Source organism: Diaphorobacter sp. B2A2W2, from assembly GCF_056730635.1.
In genome coordinates, this window is record NZ_JBWZOR010000002.1 from 505,004 (window position 1) to 519,223 (window position 14,220).

Sequence of the window (14,220 nt, forward strand, 5' to 3'; positions counted from 1 at the left end):
CCCGCAGGCACGGCGGCGGGGCAGCGGGGAATGCTAGCATGCTGCGCTGCAACAGCCGCGCCATTCCATCAACCATCCCATCGGCGCGCCAGGAGACCTTTGCGCATGACCGCCCCCGCCCGCAAGACCGACGCCGCCGCGGCGCCGGCGCCCGCCCGCAAGACCGACAAGGACCTGCCGCTGATCCAGGACATCCGCCTGCTGGGGCGCATCCTGGGCGACGTGATCCGCGAACAGGAGGGCGTGGCGGCCTATGACCTGGTGGAGCAGGTCCGCAAACTGTCAGTGGCCTTCCGGCGCGACGCGGACCACGAGGCCGACAAGGCGCTGAAGAAGCTGCTCAAGGGCCTGACGGGCGACCAGACGGTGAGCGTGATCCGCGCCTTCACGTACTTCAGCCACCTGGCCAACCTGGCCGAGGACCGCCACCACATCCGCCGCCGCGCCGTGCACGAGCGCGCGGGCAGCGCGCAGGAGGGCAGCATCGAGGTTGCGCTGGCGCGCCTGCGCTGGGCCGGCATCGCGCCGCGCACCGTGGCGCAGACGCTGGCCACCAGCTATGTGGCGCCGGTGCTCACGGCCCACCCGACCGAGGTGCAGCGCAAGAGCATCCTGGACGCGGAGCGCGAGATCGCCCTGCTGCTCACCCAGCGCGACGATATCCAGGCGCGCGCCCAGCTCTACAACAGCGCGAAGGACACGCTCACCCCGCGCGAGCTGGCCGCCAACGAGGCGCAGCTGCGCGCGCGCGTGGCCCAGCTGTGGCAGACGCGGCTGCTGCGCTACTCCAAGCTCACCGTGGCCGACGAGATCGAGAACGCCCTTTCGTACTACGAATACACCTTCCTGCACGAGATCCCCAAGATCTATGCCGAGCTGGAGCGCGAGCTGGGCGGCAGCCACCCCGTGGCGAGCTTCCTGCGCATGGGCCAGTGGATCGGTGGCGACCGCGACGGCAACCCCAACGTGAGCGCCGACACGCTGGCCCTGGCCCTGCGCCGCCAGGCCGAGGTGGCGCTGCGCCACTACCTGACCGAGGTGCATCACCTGGGGCGCGAGCTGTCGCTCTCCAGCAACCTGGTGCAGGTCTCGGCCGAGATGCTGCAGCTCGCCGCACGCTCGCCCGACACCAGCGAGCACCGCCGCGACGAACCCTACCGCCGCGCACTCACGGGCGTGTACGCGCGCCTGGCCGCCACGCTCAGGGATTTGACGGGCGGCGAGGCTGCACGCCATGCCGTAGCCCCACAGAATGCGTACGCCAGCGCGGGCGACTTCCTGGCCGATCTGCGCGTGATCGAGGCTTCGCTGCGCTCGCACCGCGGTGGGGCCCTGGTGGGCGAACGCCTGCGCCCGCTGATGCGCGCAGTGGAAGTGTTCGGTTTCCACCTGGCCACGGTGGATCTGCGCCAAAGCTCCGACCAGCACGAGCGCGTGGTGGCCGAACTGCTGGCCACCGCCCGGGTGGAGTCCGACTACGAGGCCCTGCCCGAGCCCGCGCGCCGCGCGCTGCTACTGCGCCTGCTATGCGACGCACGGCCCCTGCGCGTGGTGGGGGCGCCGTATTCCGAGCACACGACGGGCGAGGTCGCCATCTTCGAGACCGCGCGCCAGATGCGCGAGCGCTATGGCGACGACGCCATCCGCCACTACATCATCAGCCACACCGAGACGGTGAGCGACCTGCTGGAGGTGCTGCTGCTGCAAAAGGAGGTGGGTCTGCTGCAAGGCACGCTGGACACGGGCGCCAGGGCGGACCTGATCGTGGTGCCGCTGTTCGAGACGATCGAGGACCTGCGCAATGCCGCGCCCATCATGCGCGAGTTCTACGCGATCCCTGGCATCGCGCAGTTGGTGCGCGCCAGCGGGGCCGAGCAGGACATCATGCTCGGCTACAGCGACAGCAACAAGGACGGAGGCATTTTCACCAGCAACTGGGAGCTGTACCGCGCCGAGATCGCGCTGGTGGCGCTGTTCGACGAGATGAACGCCTCCCAGGCGGGCGCGCCCATCCAACTGCGCATGTTCCACGGCCGTGGCGGCACGGTGGGGCGTGGCGGCGGGCCCAGCTACCAGGCCATCCTGGCGCAACCGCCCGGCACCGTGCGCGGGCAGATCCGCCTGACCGAGCAGGGCGAGGTGATCGCCTCCAAGTACGCCAACCCCGAGATCGGCCGGCGCAATCTGGAGACCCTGGTGGCCGCCACGCTGGAAGCCACGCTGCTGCAACCCACCAAGTCCGCCACCAAGGCGTTCCTGGAAGCGGCCGAGCAGCTCTCGCAGGCCAGCATGGAGGCTTACCGCGCGCTGGTGTACGAGACACCGGGCTTCACCGATTACTTCTTCAATTCCACGCCGATCCGCGAGATTGCCGAGCTCAACATCGGCTCGCGCCCGGCCAGCCGCAAGGCCAGCCAGCAGATCGAGGATCTGCGCGCCATTCCCTGGGGCTTCAGCTGGGGCCAGTGCCGCCTCACGCTGCCGGGATGGTTTGGCTTCGGCGCTGCGGTGGATGCCTTCACGCATGCGCCGGGCAAGGACCCCAAGGCCCAGCTGGCGCTGTTGCAGAAGATGTACCGGCAGTGGCCGTTTTTTCGCACGCTGCTGTCCAACATGGACATGGTGCTGGCCAAGAGCGACCTGGCGCTGGCCTCGCGCTACAGCGAACTGGTGGCCGATGCGCGCCTGCGCAAAAAGGTGTTCGGTGTGATCGAGGCCGAATGGCAGCGCACGGCCGACGCGCTCACGCGCATCACGGGGGAAAAGCAGCGCCTGGCGGCCAACACGGCGCTGGCGCGCTCCATACGGCACCGCTTCCCCTACATCGACCCCCTGCACCACCTGCAGGTGGAGCTGGTGCGCCGCTGGCGCGCGGGCCAGGGCGACGAGCGCGTGCAGACCGGCATTCACATCTCCATCAATGGCATTGCCGCGGGGCTGCGCAACACGGGCTGAGGTACGGGCGTGGTAGACGGCATCACGGCGCAGTGGCTGCAACGCCTGGGTGCGCAGGTCGCCTGGGCTTACGGCCTGCGCGTACTGCTCGCGCTGGGCGGCGCCATGGCCTGGAGCTGGGGCACGCACCAGGTGGAGCTGGTGGTGCCGCTGTTCCTGGGCGTGCTCGCGTCTGCGCTGGCCGAGACGGATGACAGCTGGCGCGGCCGCCTGAAGGCGCTGCTGGTCACACTGGCGTGCTTCGCGCTGGTGGCCTTCCCGGTGGCGGCGCTCGTGGACCAGCCGCTGTGGTTCCTGCTGGTGCTGCTGGTGTGCAGCTTCGTCTTCACATTGCTGGGCGCGGTCGGCGGGCGCTACCGCGCGATCGCTTCGGCCACGGTGATCCTGGCGCTGTATGCGGCCCTCAGCGTGCCCCAGGGTGCGGGCGACACGCAGCCCTGGTGGCGCATGCCTGCGCTGCTGCTGGCGGGCGCGGGGTGGTACGGGCTGCTGTCGCTGGCGTGGTGTGTGCTCACGCCGTTGTTGCCCCTGCGGCATGGCATGGCTGCGCTGTACGAGGAACTGGGCGCCTACCTGCGGCTCAAGGCCAGCGTCTTCGAGCCCGTGCGCGGCGTGGATGTGCAGCAGAGGCGGCTGGCGCTGGCACAGACCAATGCGCGCGTGGTGGCGGCGCTCAACAGCGCCAAGGAAAGCCTGTTCAGCCGCATGGACGCGCAGCCGCCCCAGGGCCGGCTGCTGCAGCTGCTCAACCTGTATTTCATCGCCCAGGATATTCACGAGCGCGCGAGCTCCTCGCACTACCACTACAACGAATGGGCGGACGTGCTCTTTCACAGCGATGTGCTGTACCGCTGCCAGCGCGTCCTCACGCTGCAGGGCATGGCCTGCACGCAGCTGGGTGAAGCACTGCGCCGGCGCCGCCCGCTGGTACGCGATGCGGGGCATGCGCAGGCGCTGGCAGACCTGCATGATTCCATCACCTACCTGGAGCGCCAGGGCCAGAGCGCCTGGCAGCGCCCGCTGCGCTCGCTGCGCGCGCTGGCGCGCAACCTCAGCACGCTGGACGCGCAACTCACCACCGCCACGCTGCCCATGCAAAACGCGGTGCTGGGGGACATCGCATTGTTCGACCGCACACCGCGCTCGCTGGCCGATGCGTGGGGCCGCGTGCGTGCGCAGCTGCATGCGCGCTCGGTGCTGTTTCGGCATGCGGTGCGCCTCACGCTGGCGTTGGCCGCGGGGTATGCCGCCATGCAGCTCACGGACCCGCGGCATGGCTACTGGATCCTGCTGACCACGCTGTTCGTCTGCCAGCCGACCTATGGGGCCACCGTGTCCCGCGTGGCGCGGCGCGTGCTGGGCACCGCGCTGGGGCTGGTGGCGGGCTGGGCGTTGCTGGAGCTGTTCCCCAGCCCGACCCTGCAGGCGCTCTTGGCCGTTGCGGCGGGGGTGCTGTTCTTCCTTACGCGCACCCAGCGCTACCTGCTGGCCACGGCGGCCATCACGCTGATGGTGCTGCTGTGCTTCAACCAGACCACGGGCGAAGGCTACACGCTCATCCTGCCGCGCCTGCTGGACACGGTGATCGGCAGTCTCATCGCGGCGGCCGCCATGTTTCTGGTATTGCCTGACTGGCAGGGCAAGCGCCTGGGGGCCGTGGCGGCCGAGGCGCTGGAGGCCCATGCGCTGTACCTGCGCGAGATCATGTCGCAGTACGCCACGGGCAAGGACGACGACCTGGACTACCGCCTGGCGCGCCGCGTGGCGCACAACGCCGATGCGGCCCTGTCCGCCGCCCTGTCGCACATGCTGCTGGAACCGCGCTGGGTGCGCCGCCACGCGCGCGTGGGCCTGCAGTTGCTGGTGCTCTCGCACACGCTGTTGAGCTATCTGTCGGCCTTGGGTGCGCACCGCGGTCTGCCGGCCGACGTGGCGGCCGATTCGTTGGCAGAGCGCGCCGCCCGTGAGGCCGCGAACCAGATCGAGCAGATGGCCCAGGCGCTGCGCGGGCGGCATGCGCTGGCGCAGGAGGATGGCGCTGCCGAGGGGTTGGCGCTGGCGCTGGAGCAGGCGGCCGATGCCTCCGGCGACGGCCTGTCGCTCGTGCAGGCCCAGTTGGCGCTGGTGTGCCGGCAGGTGGCGCCGCTGCGGGCCGCGGTGCGCTCGCTTGCCGGGCAGGGCGCGGCGGCCTGAGGCTGATCTGGCCCGCAAAGCCCGTCTTGTTCCACCCTTGGGGCGCAGGCGCACCGGCTAGCATGGCCGGTCGTCACGCAACACATATTCTTCGATCATGAGAAACCGGGTTTTGGCCTTCTGCGTCCTGGCCGGGCTGGCGGCCGGCTGCGCGCCCCTGCCAACGGCGCCGCACGGCGCGACGCCGGAGGGGGCGCACGCGCCCACGGAGCAACAGGCGGTGAACGCAGTCCGCCAATGGGACGTGCTGGCTGCCGACGTGGCGGCGCATGTGGCCGACCGGCTGCGTGCGTGGCCCGCGGGGCAGCACCCGATCCATGTGGAGATGGCCCCCCAGGCCTCCGACTTTCAGCGCGGCTTTCGCGAGCTGCTGGTCACGCATTTGGTGGAGCGGGGCATCGCCGTGACCACCGAACCCGCAGCCCTGCGGTTGCGGGCCAGCACCCAGCTGGTGCAGCACCACGCGGGTGCGGCGTCCGCGGCGCCGTTGCAGCGCCTGGCCGAAGGTGTGTACGTGCGGCGCAATGCAACGCATGCGGACGCGAGTGTGCCGATGCGCACCGAGGTGCTGGTCGTCACGTCGCTGGAAAGCGAGGGCCGGGTGCTGGTGCGCACATCTGACGTGTACACGATCGCGCAGCCGGACGCACCGCTGTACCAGCGCCCCGCTGCGGCGCCGGGGCCCCTCACGGCCTGGCGGGTCGTGCCATGAAGGAGGGAGACCGCATGACGCAACGCATTGGAATACAGCGGCGCGTGCTGCTGGCAGCGGTGCTGACCGCCAGCGCATTGGCCCTGCCGGGCTGCGCACGCTACTACTACGGCGCTGCGGCCAGCAGCGACCCCGTGGACCTGATGGCCAGCAACCACGGCGCCGCGGATGCGCTGTTGCTGCAAGTGCCGCTGGATCCCGATACCCCTGTGCTGGTGGCAACGGTGGTGCAGTTGGACCGGTTGGATGAATCTTCGCGCCTGGGGCGCTTGGTGGCCGAGCAACTGGCGGGCCGGCTGGCCCAGCGCGGGCTGCGCGTGACCGAGTTGCGCATGCGCGAGACCCTGGCGATGCGCCCCGGCCAGGGCGAGCTGCTGCTGTCGCGGCACGCACAGGAGGTGGCGCGCGCCCAGGCGGCCCAGGCCGTGCTGGTGGGCACCTACGCGGTGGCGCCGCAGGCGGTTTACGTGAGCCTGAAGCTGGTGGGCGCGGGCAACGCGGTGCTGGCGGCGCACGACTATGCACTGCCCATGGATGCCAACGTGCGCGGTCTGCTGGCGGGCCGGTAGCCCATTGCCGCGCCGTTATGCTATTTATTTAATAGCTGTTAGCGCTTGATGGGTAAGCGCTAGAAGTTATTTTGACTTGAATTAGTGCAGCGTGAGTGCGCCGGCGCTCTTGCTCTTGCCCGCACGTGCGGGCGGGTTGCACAGGCCGCAGGTGTAGTGGCGGTTCTCGTACAACTCGGTGACGAACTGGCCGCTGCACTGCGAGCACTTGGTGCGCGTGAGCATGCCGGCATCCACGAACTTCACCAGCCGCCAGGCGCGCGTGAAGGACAGCAGCGGGTCGATCTGCGCCGCGGCCACCTGCTCGTTGTAGAGGCGATAGGCCTTGGTGAGCAGCTCCACCGCGTCCAGGCTCACGCCCTTGGACAGATATTCGTAGATGTTCAGGAACAGCGAGCTGTGGATGTTCTCCTGCCAGGTTAGGAACCAGTCCGTGGAGAAGGGCAGCTGTCCCTTGGACGGCGACTTGCCCGCGATCTCCTTGTACAGGCGGATCAGGCGCTCGTACGACAGCGTGGTCTCGGACTCCAGCACCTGCATGCGGGCCCCCATCTCGATCAGCATGGCGGCGCGTTCGATTTGCTTGGATTCGTTGAGAACGCTCTTGGCGGGTGCGGACATGGCGGGCTTTCGGAATAAGGGGGGAACGCTGGCGTGGGACTTCAGAGCACTTCGGAGACGCGGCTGGCCATCAGGATGTTGGCGTGCAGCGTGTTGGTGGCTTCGCTGGCGGCTTTGCGCGGCGTGTTGTGGCTGGTCAGCAGGCTCCACACCAGTTCGTCGTCCACGCGGAAGCTGCACAGCAGCGTGTTGCGCGAGGCCAGCTTGAGCACCTGTGCGGCGGACAGCGATGCCAGAATGTCGGCCGCTTCTTCGTTCAGCCCCAGACGGAAAACGGCTTCGGCCTTGTCCTGGCGGATCAGGGTCTGCGCCAGCATCAGGTAAGTGAGGTTGGCTTCGCGGATTTCGGCGAGCAGTTGTTCGGAGGTCATGGGGCAATCCTTTCCAAGAGGGGATCACTGCGTTGCATAACGTTGCATGTGTTGCGTGATCCGATGAAATGGATTGTGAAACCGGGGCAAAAAGAAATTAAGTCGGGGTTCGGCGCTGCGTGGCGTCTGGCGGATGAGCAGCCTTTGTAGGAATTTGCCTTACAGCGGCGTCGGCGTGTGGCGCGTGTTTGCGGTAGCGGTTTCGCCGGTACAGGCATGAAAAAACGGGCCGCAGCCCGTTGGATGGAGTGCGCGCGGTCGTGCGCAGGGGAAAGGCACCGTGTCAGGCGCCTGGCGCCTGGCTCAGTCGGCGTCGCCCATCTGGGACTGCAGGTAGTTCTGCAGCCCGACCTTGGCAACCAGTTCGATCTGGGTTTCCAGAAAATCGATGTGCTCTTCGGTGTCTTCGAGGATGTCTTCCAGCAGTTCGCGCGAGACATAGTCGCGTACCGACTCGCAGTAGGCAATGCCTTCCTTGATGGTGGCCTGCGCTCCGCGCTCGGCGCGCAAATCGCATTCCAGGATCTCGGGTACGTCTTCGCCCACCTGCAGCTTGGCCAGGTCCTGCAGGTTGGGCAGGCCGTCCAGCATGAAGATGCGGTCCATCAGCCGGTCGGCGTGCTTCATCTCGCCGATGGACTCGTCGTATTCTTTCTTGGCCAGCTTGTCGAAGCCCCAGTGCTTGAGCATGCGGTAGTGCAGGAAGTACTGGTTGATGGCCGTGAGCTCATTCTTCAGCTGGGCCTGCAGGTGTGCGATGACTTGCGCGTCGCCTTTCATGGGGCTTCTCCTTTCAGTCAGAAAGGGGCATTGTCATGACCCTGGCACCAGGGGGCAAGACAATGCCCCTGCATGCAGGCTTTGCCTGCGTGTGATGCTGAGTCGTGTTCTCGAATGGAATGAACTGATAGTCAATGTCAATCCAATTGATGTGTTCAATTTATTGGATTTATCATTCGATCCGGCCTAGACTTCAGTCTTGTTCTAGCCCATCAACCTAAGTAAGAGGAAACAGCAATGTCCGTGCTTAACACCACTATCAAGCCTTTCAAGACGCAAGCCTTCAAGAACGGCAAGTTTGTCGAAGTGACCGAGAAGGACGTCCTGGGCAAGTGGGCCGTGTTCTTCTTCTACCCGGCCGACTTCACCTTCGTGTGCCCCACCGAGCTGGGCGACGTGGCCGACCACTACGACGAGCTGCAGAAGCTGGGTGTTGAGGTGTACTCCGTGTCCACCGACACGCACTTCGTGCACAAGGCATGGCATGACGCCTCCGACACGATCCGCAAGATCAAGTACACCATGCTGGGCGACCCCACCTGGCAAATCAGCCAGAACTTCGACTGCCTGCGCGAAGGCCAGGGCCTGGCAGACCGCGCCACGTTCATCGTGGACCCGCAGGGCGTGATCCAAGCGATGGAAATCACCGCCGAAGGCATCGGCCGCAACGCCGCCGATCTGCTGCGCAAGGTCAAGGCTGCCCAGTACGTCGCCAGCCACCCCGGTGAAGTGTGCCCCGCCAAGTGGGAAGAGGGCGCCAAGACGCTGGCTCCTTCGCTGGACCTGGTCGGCAAGATCTAAGCTGGCACCAGCCGCGTTCAGCCGCCGCGGCGGCTGACCAAGACGCCCGGGTGCCAGGCGCCCGGGTTTTTTTTGCCCATAACTAGATTGATTAGGAGTAACCCTATGCTCGACGCCAACCTCCAAGCCCAATTGAAAGCCTATCTGGAGCGCCTGCAGCGCCCGGTGGAGCTGGTCGCCACGCTGGACGATGGCGCCACTTCCCAAGAGCTGCGGGAACTGCTCCAGGAGATCCGCTCCCTCTCCGACAAGATCACTGTGGTCGAGAAGAACGACGCGCCCGTGCGCAAGCCGTCCTTCCTGATCACCAACCCCGGGGTGGACACCGGCGTGCGTTTCGCGGGCGTCCCCCTGGGCCATGAGTTCACCTCGCTGGTGCTGGCGCTGCTGCAGGTGGGCGGCCATCCCTCCAAGGAATCGGCGGACCTGCTGGAGCAGGTCAAGGGCCTGGACGGCGACTTCCATTTCGAGACGTACTACTCGCTGTCCTGCCACAACTGTCCCGACGTGGTCCAGGCGCTGAACCTGATGAGCGTGCTCAACCCGCGCATCACGCACACGGCCATCGACGGTGCCGTGTTCCAGGACGAGATCAAGGAACGCCAGATCATGGGCGTGCCCACCGTGTTCCTGAACGGCAAGAACTTCGGCCAGGGCCGCATGGAGCTGGCCGAGATCGTGGCCAAGATCGACAGCGGCGCCCATGCCCGCGTGGCGGCCAAGATCAATGCCATGGATCCGTTTGATGTGCTGGTGGTCGGCGGTGGCCCCGCTGGTGCCGCGGCCGCCGTGTATGCGGCGCGCAAGGGCATTCGTACCGGCGTGGTGGCCGAGCGTTTCGGCGGCCAGGTGCTGGATACGGTGGACATCGAGAACTACATCTCGGTCAGCAAGACCGAGGGCCCGAAGTTCGCCATCGCGCTGGAGCAGCACGTCAATGACTACGACGTCGAGGTGATGAACCTGCAGCGCGCCAAGGCCCTCAAGCCCGCCGCAACCGAAGGCGGCCTGGTGGAAATCGAACTCGACAACGGCGCGACGCTCAAGAGCAAGACCGTGATCCTGTCGACCGGCGCGCGCTGGCGCAACATGAACGTGCCGGGCGAGGAGCAGTACCGCACCAAGGGCGTGACGTACTGCCCGCACTGCGACGGCCCGCTGTTCAAGGGCAAGGACGTGGCGGTCATCGGCGGCGGCAACTCGGGCGTAGAGGCCGCGATCGACCTGGCCGGCATCGTCAAGAGCGTGACGGTGCTGGAGTTCGCCAGCGAGTTGAAGGCCGATGGCGTGCTGCAGAAAAAGCTGCGCAGCCTGCCCAACGTGACGGTCATCCTGAACGCCCAGACCACGGAAGTAAATGGCGACGGCAGCAAGGTCACCGGCCTGACCTACAAGGACCGCACGACGGACGAGGCCAAGACCGTGGCGGTCGAGGGCATCTTCGTGCAGATCGGTCTGCTGCCCAACACCGACTGGCTCAAGGGCACGGTGGACCTGACGCGCTTTGGCGAGATCATCATCGACGCCCGGGGCCACACCAACGTGCCGGGCGTGTTCGCCGCGGGAGACTGCACCAACGTGCCGTACAAGCAGATCATCATCGCCGCAGGGGCGGGCGCGACGGCGGCCTTGTCGGCCTTCGACCACCTGATTCGCCACTGACATCTAAGCCAAATTGGCCTTTAGCGCTTACCGGTCAAGCGCTGATAGCTATCAAAAACAAAGCGCCTTTCGGGGCGCTTTTGTTTTGATGCAGGGGCGGTCAGTACTGCAGCCGTTCCGGCCGCACCTCCTGCAGGATGGTGGTCGCGATCTCCTCGATGCTCTTGGTGGTGGTGGATAGCCAGCGAATGCCCGAGCGGCGCATCATCGCCTCGGCCTCGGCCACCTCGTTGCGGCAGTTCACCAGATCGGCGTACCGGGAGCCGGGGCGCCGCTCATTGCGGATCTGCGACAGCCGTTGCGGGTCGATCGTCAGGCCGAAGATCTTCTTGCGGTGCGGCACCAGTGCGGGCGGCAGTTGGCGGCGCTCGAAGTCCTCGGGGATCAGTGGATAGTTGGCCACTTTCAGGCCGCACTGCATGGCCAGGTACAGGCTCGTGGGCGTCTTGCCGCTGCGCGACACGCCGATCAGGATCACGTCCGCACCCGACAGGTCGCGGTGGCTCTGGCCGTCGTCGTGGTCCAGGCTGAAGTTGATGGCTTCGATGCGGTCGCTGTATTCCTTGGACACGCTGATGTCCGAGAAACGCCCCACGCGGTGGTGTGACTTCACGCCCAGCTCGGACTCCAGCGGGCGGATGAAGGTGCCGAACATGTCCAGCAGCATGCCTCTGCAGCCGTCCTCGATGATCTTGAGCACGCTCATGTTCACCAGCGTGGTGAACACGATGGGCTTCTTGCCCTCCAGCTCGGCCGTGTGGTTGATCTGGCGCACCACCTGGTGCGCCTTGTCCTCGGTATCGATGAAGGGCAGGCGCACGTGGCGCGGGCGGATGTCGAACTGCGCCAGGATGGCATTGCCGAAGGTCTCGGCCGTGATGCCGGTGCCGTCGGAGATATAGAACACGGTGCGCGTGTGCGTGGCAAGCATGGGAAAGGAAGAGCGGGAAGGAGAGCGTGGTGAAGCGATGGCGCGTGCGCTGCGGCGGGCAGCCCGCCTACAATGGCGCCCATTATTCCCAATTTCTCCCCATGCACCGCGCCGGCCCACAACCACAACAGCAAAGCCGTGGCCGCTGCATGAGCGACGACTGCCCGCCTTCCCTTGACGCGACGGTGGGCGCAGACCGGTTTTTAAACTCTGGAGCTTTCCCATGTCTGCACGTTTCGAGGCGACCGCCCTGGTCGTACCGTTTGAGAACCTGAGAATGAGCGACGTCGAGGTCGTTGGCGGCAAGAACGCCTCCCTCGGCGAGATGATCTCCCAACTGCCCCAGGGGGTGCGCGTGCCCACGGGCTTCGCCACCACCGCGCATGCGTTCCGCGAGTTCCTCAAGTACGAAGGCCTGCACGACCGCATCAGCCAGCGCCTGGCCGCGCTGGACGTGGACGACGTGCGCGCGCTGGCCGAGGCCGGCGCCGAGATCCGCGGTTGGGTGGAAAACCAGCCGTTCCCTGCCGACCTGGAAAAGGCCGTGCGCGAGGCATTTGCCGCGCTGTCGGCGGGTAACGACCAGGCCAGCTTCGCCGTGCGCTCCTCCGCCACGGCCGAGGACTTGCCCGATGCCTCCTTTGCCGGTCAGCAGGAGACCTTCCTGAACGTGGTGGGCATCGAAGCCGTGCTGCACAAGATGAAGGAAGTGTTCGCGTCGCTGTACAACGACCGCGCCATCTCCTACCGCGTGCACAAGGGTTTTGCCCATGACGTGGTAGCCCTGTCGGCGGGCGTGCAGCGCATGGTGCGCTCCGACCTGGGCGCGGCCGGGGTGATGTTCACCATCGACACGGAAAGCGGCTTTGAGGACGTGGTGTTCATCACCTCGAGCTACGGCCTGGGCGAAACCGTGGTGCAGGGCGCCGTGAACCCCGACGAGTTCTACGTGCACAAGCCCATGCTCCAGGCCGGCAAGCAGGCCGTGATCCGCCGCAACCTGGGCTCCAAGCTGATCCAGATGGTGTTTTCCACGGCGCAGGAAAAGGCCGCCAGCGGCAAGCTGGTGAAGACCACCGAGGTGGCAACCGAGCTGCGCAATCGCTACTCGCTGACCGACGCCGAGATCGAGCAGTTGGCCCACTACGCGCTGGTGATTGAGCAGCACTACGGCCGCCCCATGGACATCGAGTGGGGCAAGGACGGCACTGATGGCCAGCTCTACATCCTCCAGGCGCGCCCTGAGACGGTGAAGAGCCAGGCCAAGGGCCAGGCCGAGCAGCGCTTCAAGCTCAAGGGCCACGGCCCGGTGCTGGCCGAAGGCCGCGCCATCGGACAGAAGATCGGCACCGGCCCGGTGCGACTGGTCAACGACATCGCCGAGATGGACAAGGTGCAGCCCGGCGACGTGCTGGTCACCGACATGACCGACCCCAACTGGGAGCCGGTGATGAAGCGCGCCAGCGCCATCGTGACCAACCGGGGCGGGCGCACCTGCCACGCGGCCATCATTGCGCGCGAACTGGGCATTCCGGCCGTGGTGGGCTGCGGCCACGCCACCGACGTGCTCAAGGACGGCACGCTGGTCACCGTGAGCTGCGCTGAGGGCGACACCGGCCGTATCTACGACGGCCTGCTCGAGACCGAGGTGACCGAGGTGCAGCGCGGCGAGATGCCGCCCATCTCCACCAAGATCATGATGAACGTGGGCAATCCGCAACTGGCCTTCGACTTCGCCCAGTTGCCCAACGAAGGCGTGGGCTTGGCGCGCCTGGAGTTCATCATCAACAACAACATTGGCGTGCACCCGAAGGCCATCCTGGACTACCCCGCCGTGGATGCCGACCTGAAGAAGGCCGTGGAGAGCGTGGCGCGCGGCCATGCCAGCCCGCGCGCGTTCTACGTGGACAAGGTGGCCGAGGGCGTGGCGACCATCGCCGCCGCGTTCTGGCCCAAGCCCGTCATCGTGCGCCTGTCGGATTTCAAGTCCAACGAGTACCGCAAGCTCATCGGCGGCAGCCGCTACGAGCCCGAGGAAGAGAACCCCATGCTGGGCTTCCGTGGCGCAGCGCGCTACGTGAGCCAGGACTTCGGCGAGGCCTTCGCCATGGAGTGCGAGGCTATCAAGCGCGTGCGCAACGACATGGGCCTGACCAACGTGCAGGTCATGGTGCCCTTCGTGCGTACGCTGGGCCAGGCCGAGCGCGTCACTAAGCTGTTGGCACAGCACGGCCTGCAGCGCGGCGAGAACGAGCTCAAGCTCATCATGATGTGCGAGATCCCGAGCAACGCGATATTGGCCGAGCGCTTCCTGGAGTACTTCGACGGCTTCTCCATCGGCTCCAACGACCTGACCCAGCTCACGCTGGGACTGGACCGCGACTCGGGCCTGGAGCTGCTGGCGCAGGACTTCGACGAGCGCGACCCGGCCGTCGAGGCGCTGATCCACCTGGCCATCAAGGCCTGCCGCGCGCAGGGCAAGTACATCGGTATCTGCGGGCAGGGCCCCAGCGACCATCCCGACTTTGCCCAGTGGTTGGCGCGCGAGGGCATCACGTCGATCTCGCTGAACCCTGACAGCGTGATCGATACCTGGCAGCAACTGGCGCGCTGACCGCGCCGCAG

The 14,220-nt window shown here is 66.6% G+C and carries 11 protein-coding genes; 7 read left to right on the forward strand and 4 right to left on the reverse strand.

The features are described 5' to 3' along the window. Positions 1-105 precede the first annotated feature (105 nt). The 4 genes from ppc to AC1PPL_RS05670 all read left to right on the forward strand — a co-directional run bounded on the left by ppc (position 106) and on the right by AC1PPL_RS05670 (position 6,429). Positions 106-2,955, forward strand: a complete 2,850-nt coding sequence (gene ppc / locus AC1PPL_RS05655) for a phosphoenolpyruvate carboxylase (RefSeq protein ID WP_479972863.1) — start codon at positions 106-108, stop codon at positions 2,953-2,955. Positions 2,956-2,964: 9 nt separating this feature from the next. Then, a complete protein-coding gene (yccS, locus tag AC1PPL_RS05660; RefSeq protein ID WP_172207450.1) occupies positions 2,965-5,148 on the forward strand; it encodes a YccS family putative transporter in 2,184 nt (727 codons plus the stop codon). A gap of 97 nt (positions 5,149-5,245) precedes the next feature. Further along, positions 5,246-5,860, forward strand: a complete 615-nt coding sequence (locus tag AC1PPL_RS05665; protein WP_479972864.1) for a hypothetical protein — start codon at positions 5,246-5,248, stop codon at positions 5,858-5,860. 14 nt (positions 5,861-5,874) lie between these two features. Then, positions 5,875-6,429 carry a FlgO family outer membrane protein gene (locus tag AC1PPL_RS05670; RefSeq protein WP_246867486.1) on the forward strand — a complete coding sequence of 185 codons (555 nt, stop codon included), beginning with the start codon at positions 5,875-5,877 and terminating at the stop codon, positions 6,427-6,429. An 81-nt stretch (positions 6,430-6,510) separates the two neighbouring features. Here the strand turns inward: AC1PPL_RS05670 and flhC are convergent, their stop codons facing one another. The 3 genes from flhC to bfr form a co-directional block, all read right to left on the reverse strand. Further along, positions 6,511-7,050, reverse strand: a complete 540-nt coding sequence (gene flhC, locus AC1PPL_RS05675) for a flagellar transcriptional regulator FlhC (RefSeq protein ID WP_015913769.1) — start codon at positions 7,048-7,050, stop codon at positions 6,511-6,513. A gap of 41 nt (positions 7,051-7,091) precedes the next feature. Next, complete coding sequence (gene flhD, locus AC1PPL_RS05680) at positions 7,092-7,421, reverse strand: flagellar transcriptional regulator FlhD (RefSeq protein ID WP_011806037.1); 330 nt, start codon at positions 7,419-7,421, stop codon at positions 7,092-7,094. A gap of 303 nt (positions 7,422-7,724) precedes the next feature. After that, positions 7,725-8,201, reverse strand: coding sequence for a bacterioferritin (gene bfr, locus AC1PPL_RS05685; RefSeq protein WP_011806036.1), 477 nt, complete (start codon positions 8,199-8,201; stop codon positions 7,725-7,727). Positions 8,202-8,438: 237 nt separating this feature from the next. On the opposite strand from bfr, the gene ahpC reads away from it, so the two are divergent. Together ahpC and ahpF are read left to right on the forward strand one after the other, a co-directional pair. Continuing rightward, positions 8,439-9,002, forward strand: coding sequence for an alkyl hydroperoxide reductase subunit C (gene ahpC, locus AC1PPL_RS05690; RefSeq protein ID WP_015913767.1), 564 nt, complete (start codon positions 8,439-8,441; stop codon positions 9,000-9,002). 105 nt (positions 9,003-9,107) lie between these two features. Continuing rightward, positions 9,108-10,664: an alkyl hydroperoxide reductase subunit F gene (gene ahpF, locus AC1PPL_RS05695; RefSeq protein WP_252102365.1), complete on the forward strand. Its 1,557-nt coding sequence runs from the start codon at positions 9,108-9,110 to the stop codon at positions 10,662-10,664. A 100-nt stretch (positions 10,665-10,764) separates the two neighbouring features. On the opposite strand, the gene ppsR is transcribed toward ahpF, so the two are convergent. After that, on the reverse strand, positions 10,765-11,595 hold the full coding sequence (gene ppsR, locus AC1PPL_RS05700; protein ID WP_011806033.1) for a posphoenolpyruvate synthetase regulatory kinase/phosphorylase PpsR: 831 nt from the start codon (positions 11,593-11,595) through the stop codon (positions 10,765-10,767). Positions 11,596-11,818: 223 nt separating this feature from the next. On the opposite strand from ppsR, the gene ppsA reads away from it, so the two are divergent. Further along, positions 11,819-14,209 carry a phosphoenolpyruvate synthase gene (gene ppsA, locus AC1PPL_RS05705; RefSeq protein ID WP_479972865.1) on the forward strand — a complete coding sequence of 797 codons (2,391 nt, stop codon included), beginning with the start codon at positions 11,819-11,821 and terminating at the stop codon, positions 14,207-14,209. The last annotated feature ends 11 nt before the right edge of the window (positions 14,210-14,220 follow it).

Coding starts and splice junctions, on each gene's coding strand:
- ppc (WP_479972863.1), top strand. CDS start 106: ATGACCGCCCCCGCCCGCAAGACCGACGCCGCCGCGGCGCCGGCGCCC.
- AC1PPL_RS05665 (WP_479972864.1), top strand. CDS start 5,246: ATGAGAAACCGGGTTTTGGCCTTCTGCGTCCTGGCCGGGCTGGCGGCC.
- AC1PPL_RS05670 (WP_246867486.1), top strand. CDS start 5,875: ATGACGCAACGCATTGGAATACAGCGGCGCGTGCTGCTGGCAGCGGTG.
- flhC (WP_015913769.1), bottom strand. CDS start 7,050: ATGTCCGCACCCGCCAAGAGCGTTCTCAACGAATCCAAGCAAATCGAA.
- flhD (WP_011806037.1), bottom strand. CDS start 7,421: ATGACCTCCGAACAACTGCTCGCCGAAATCCGCGAAGCCAACCTCACT.
- bfr (WP_011806036.1), bottom strand. CDS start 8,201: ATGAAAGGCGACGCGCAAGTCATCGCACACCTGCAGGCCCAGCTGAAG.
- ahpC (WP_015913767.1), top strand. CDS start 8,439: ATGTCCGTGCTTAACACCACTATCAAGCCTTTCAAGACGCAAGCCTTC.
- ahpF (WP_252102365.1), top strand. CDS start 9,108: ATGCTCGACGCCAACCTCCAAGCCCAATTGAAAGCCTATCTGGAGCGC.
- ppsR (WP_011806033.1), bottom strand. CDS start 11,595: ATGCTTGCCACGCACACGCGCACCGTGTTCTATATCTCCGACGGCACC.
- ppsA (WP_479972865.1), top strand. CDS start 11,819: ATGTCTGCACGTTTCGAGGCGACCGCCCTGGTCGTACCGTTTGAGAAC.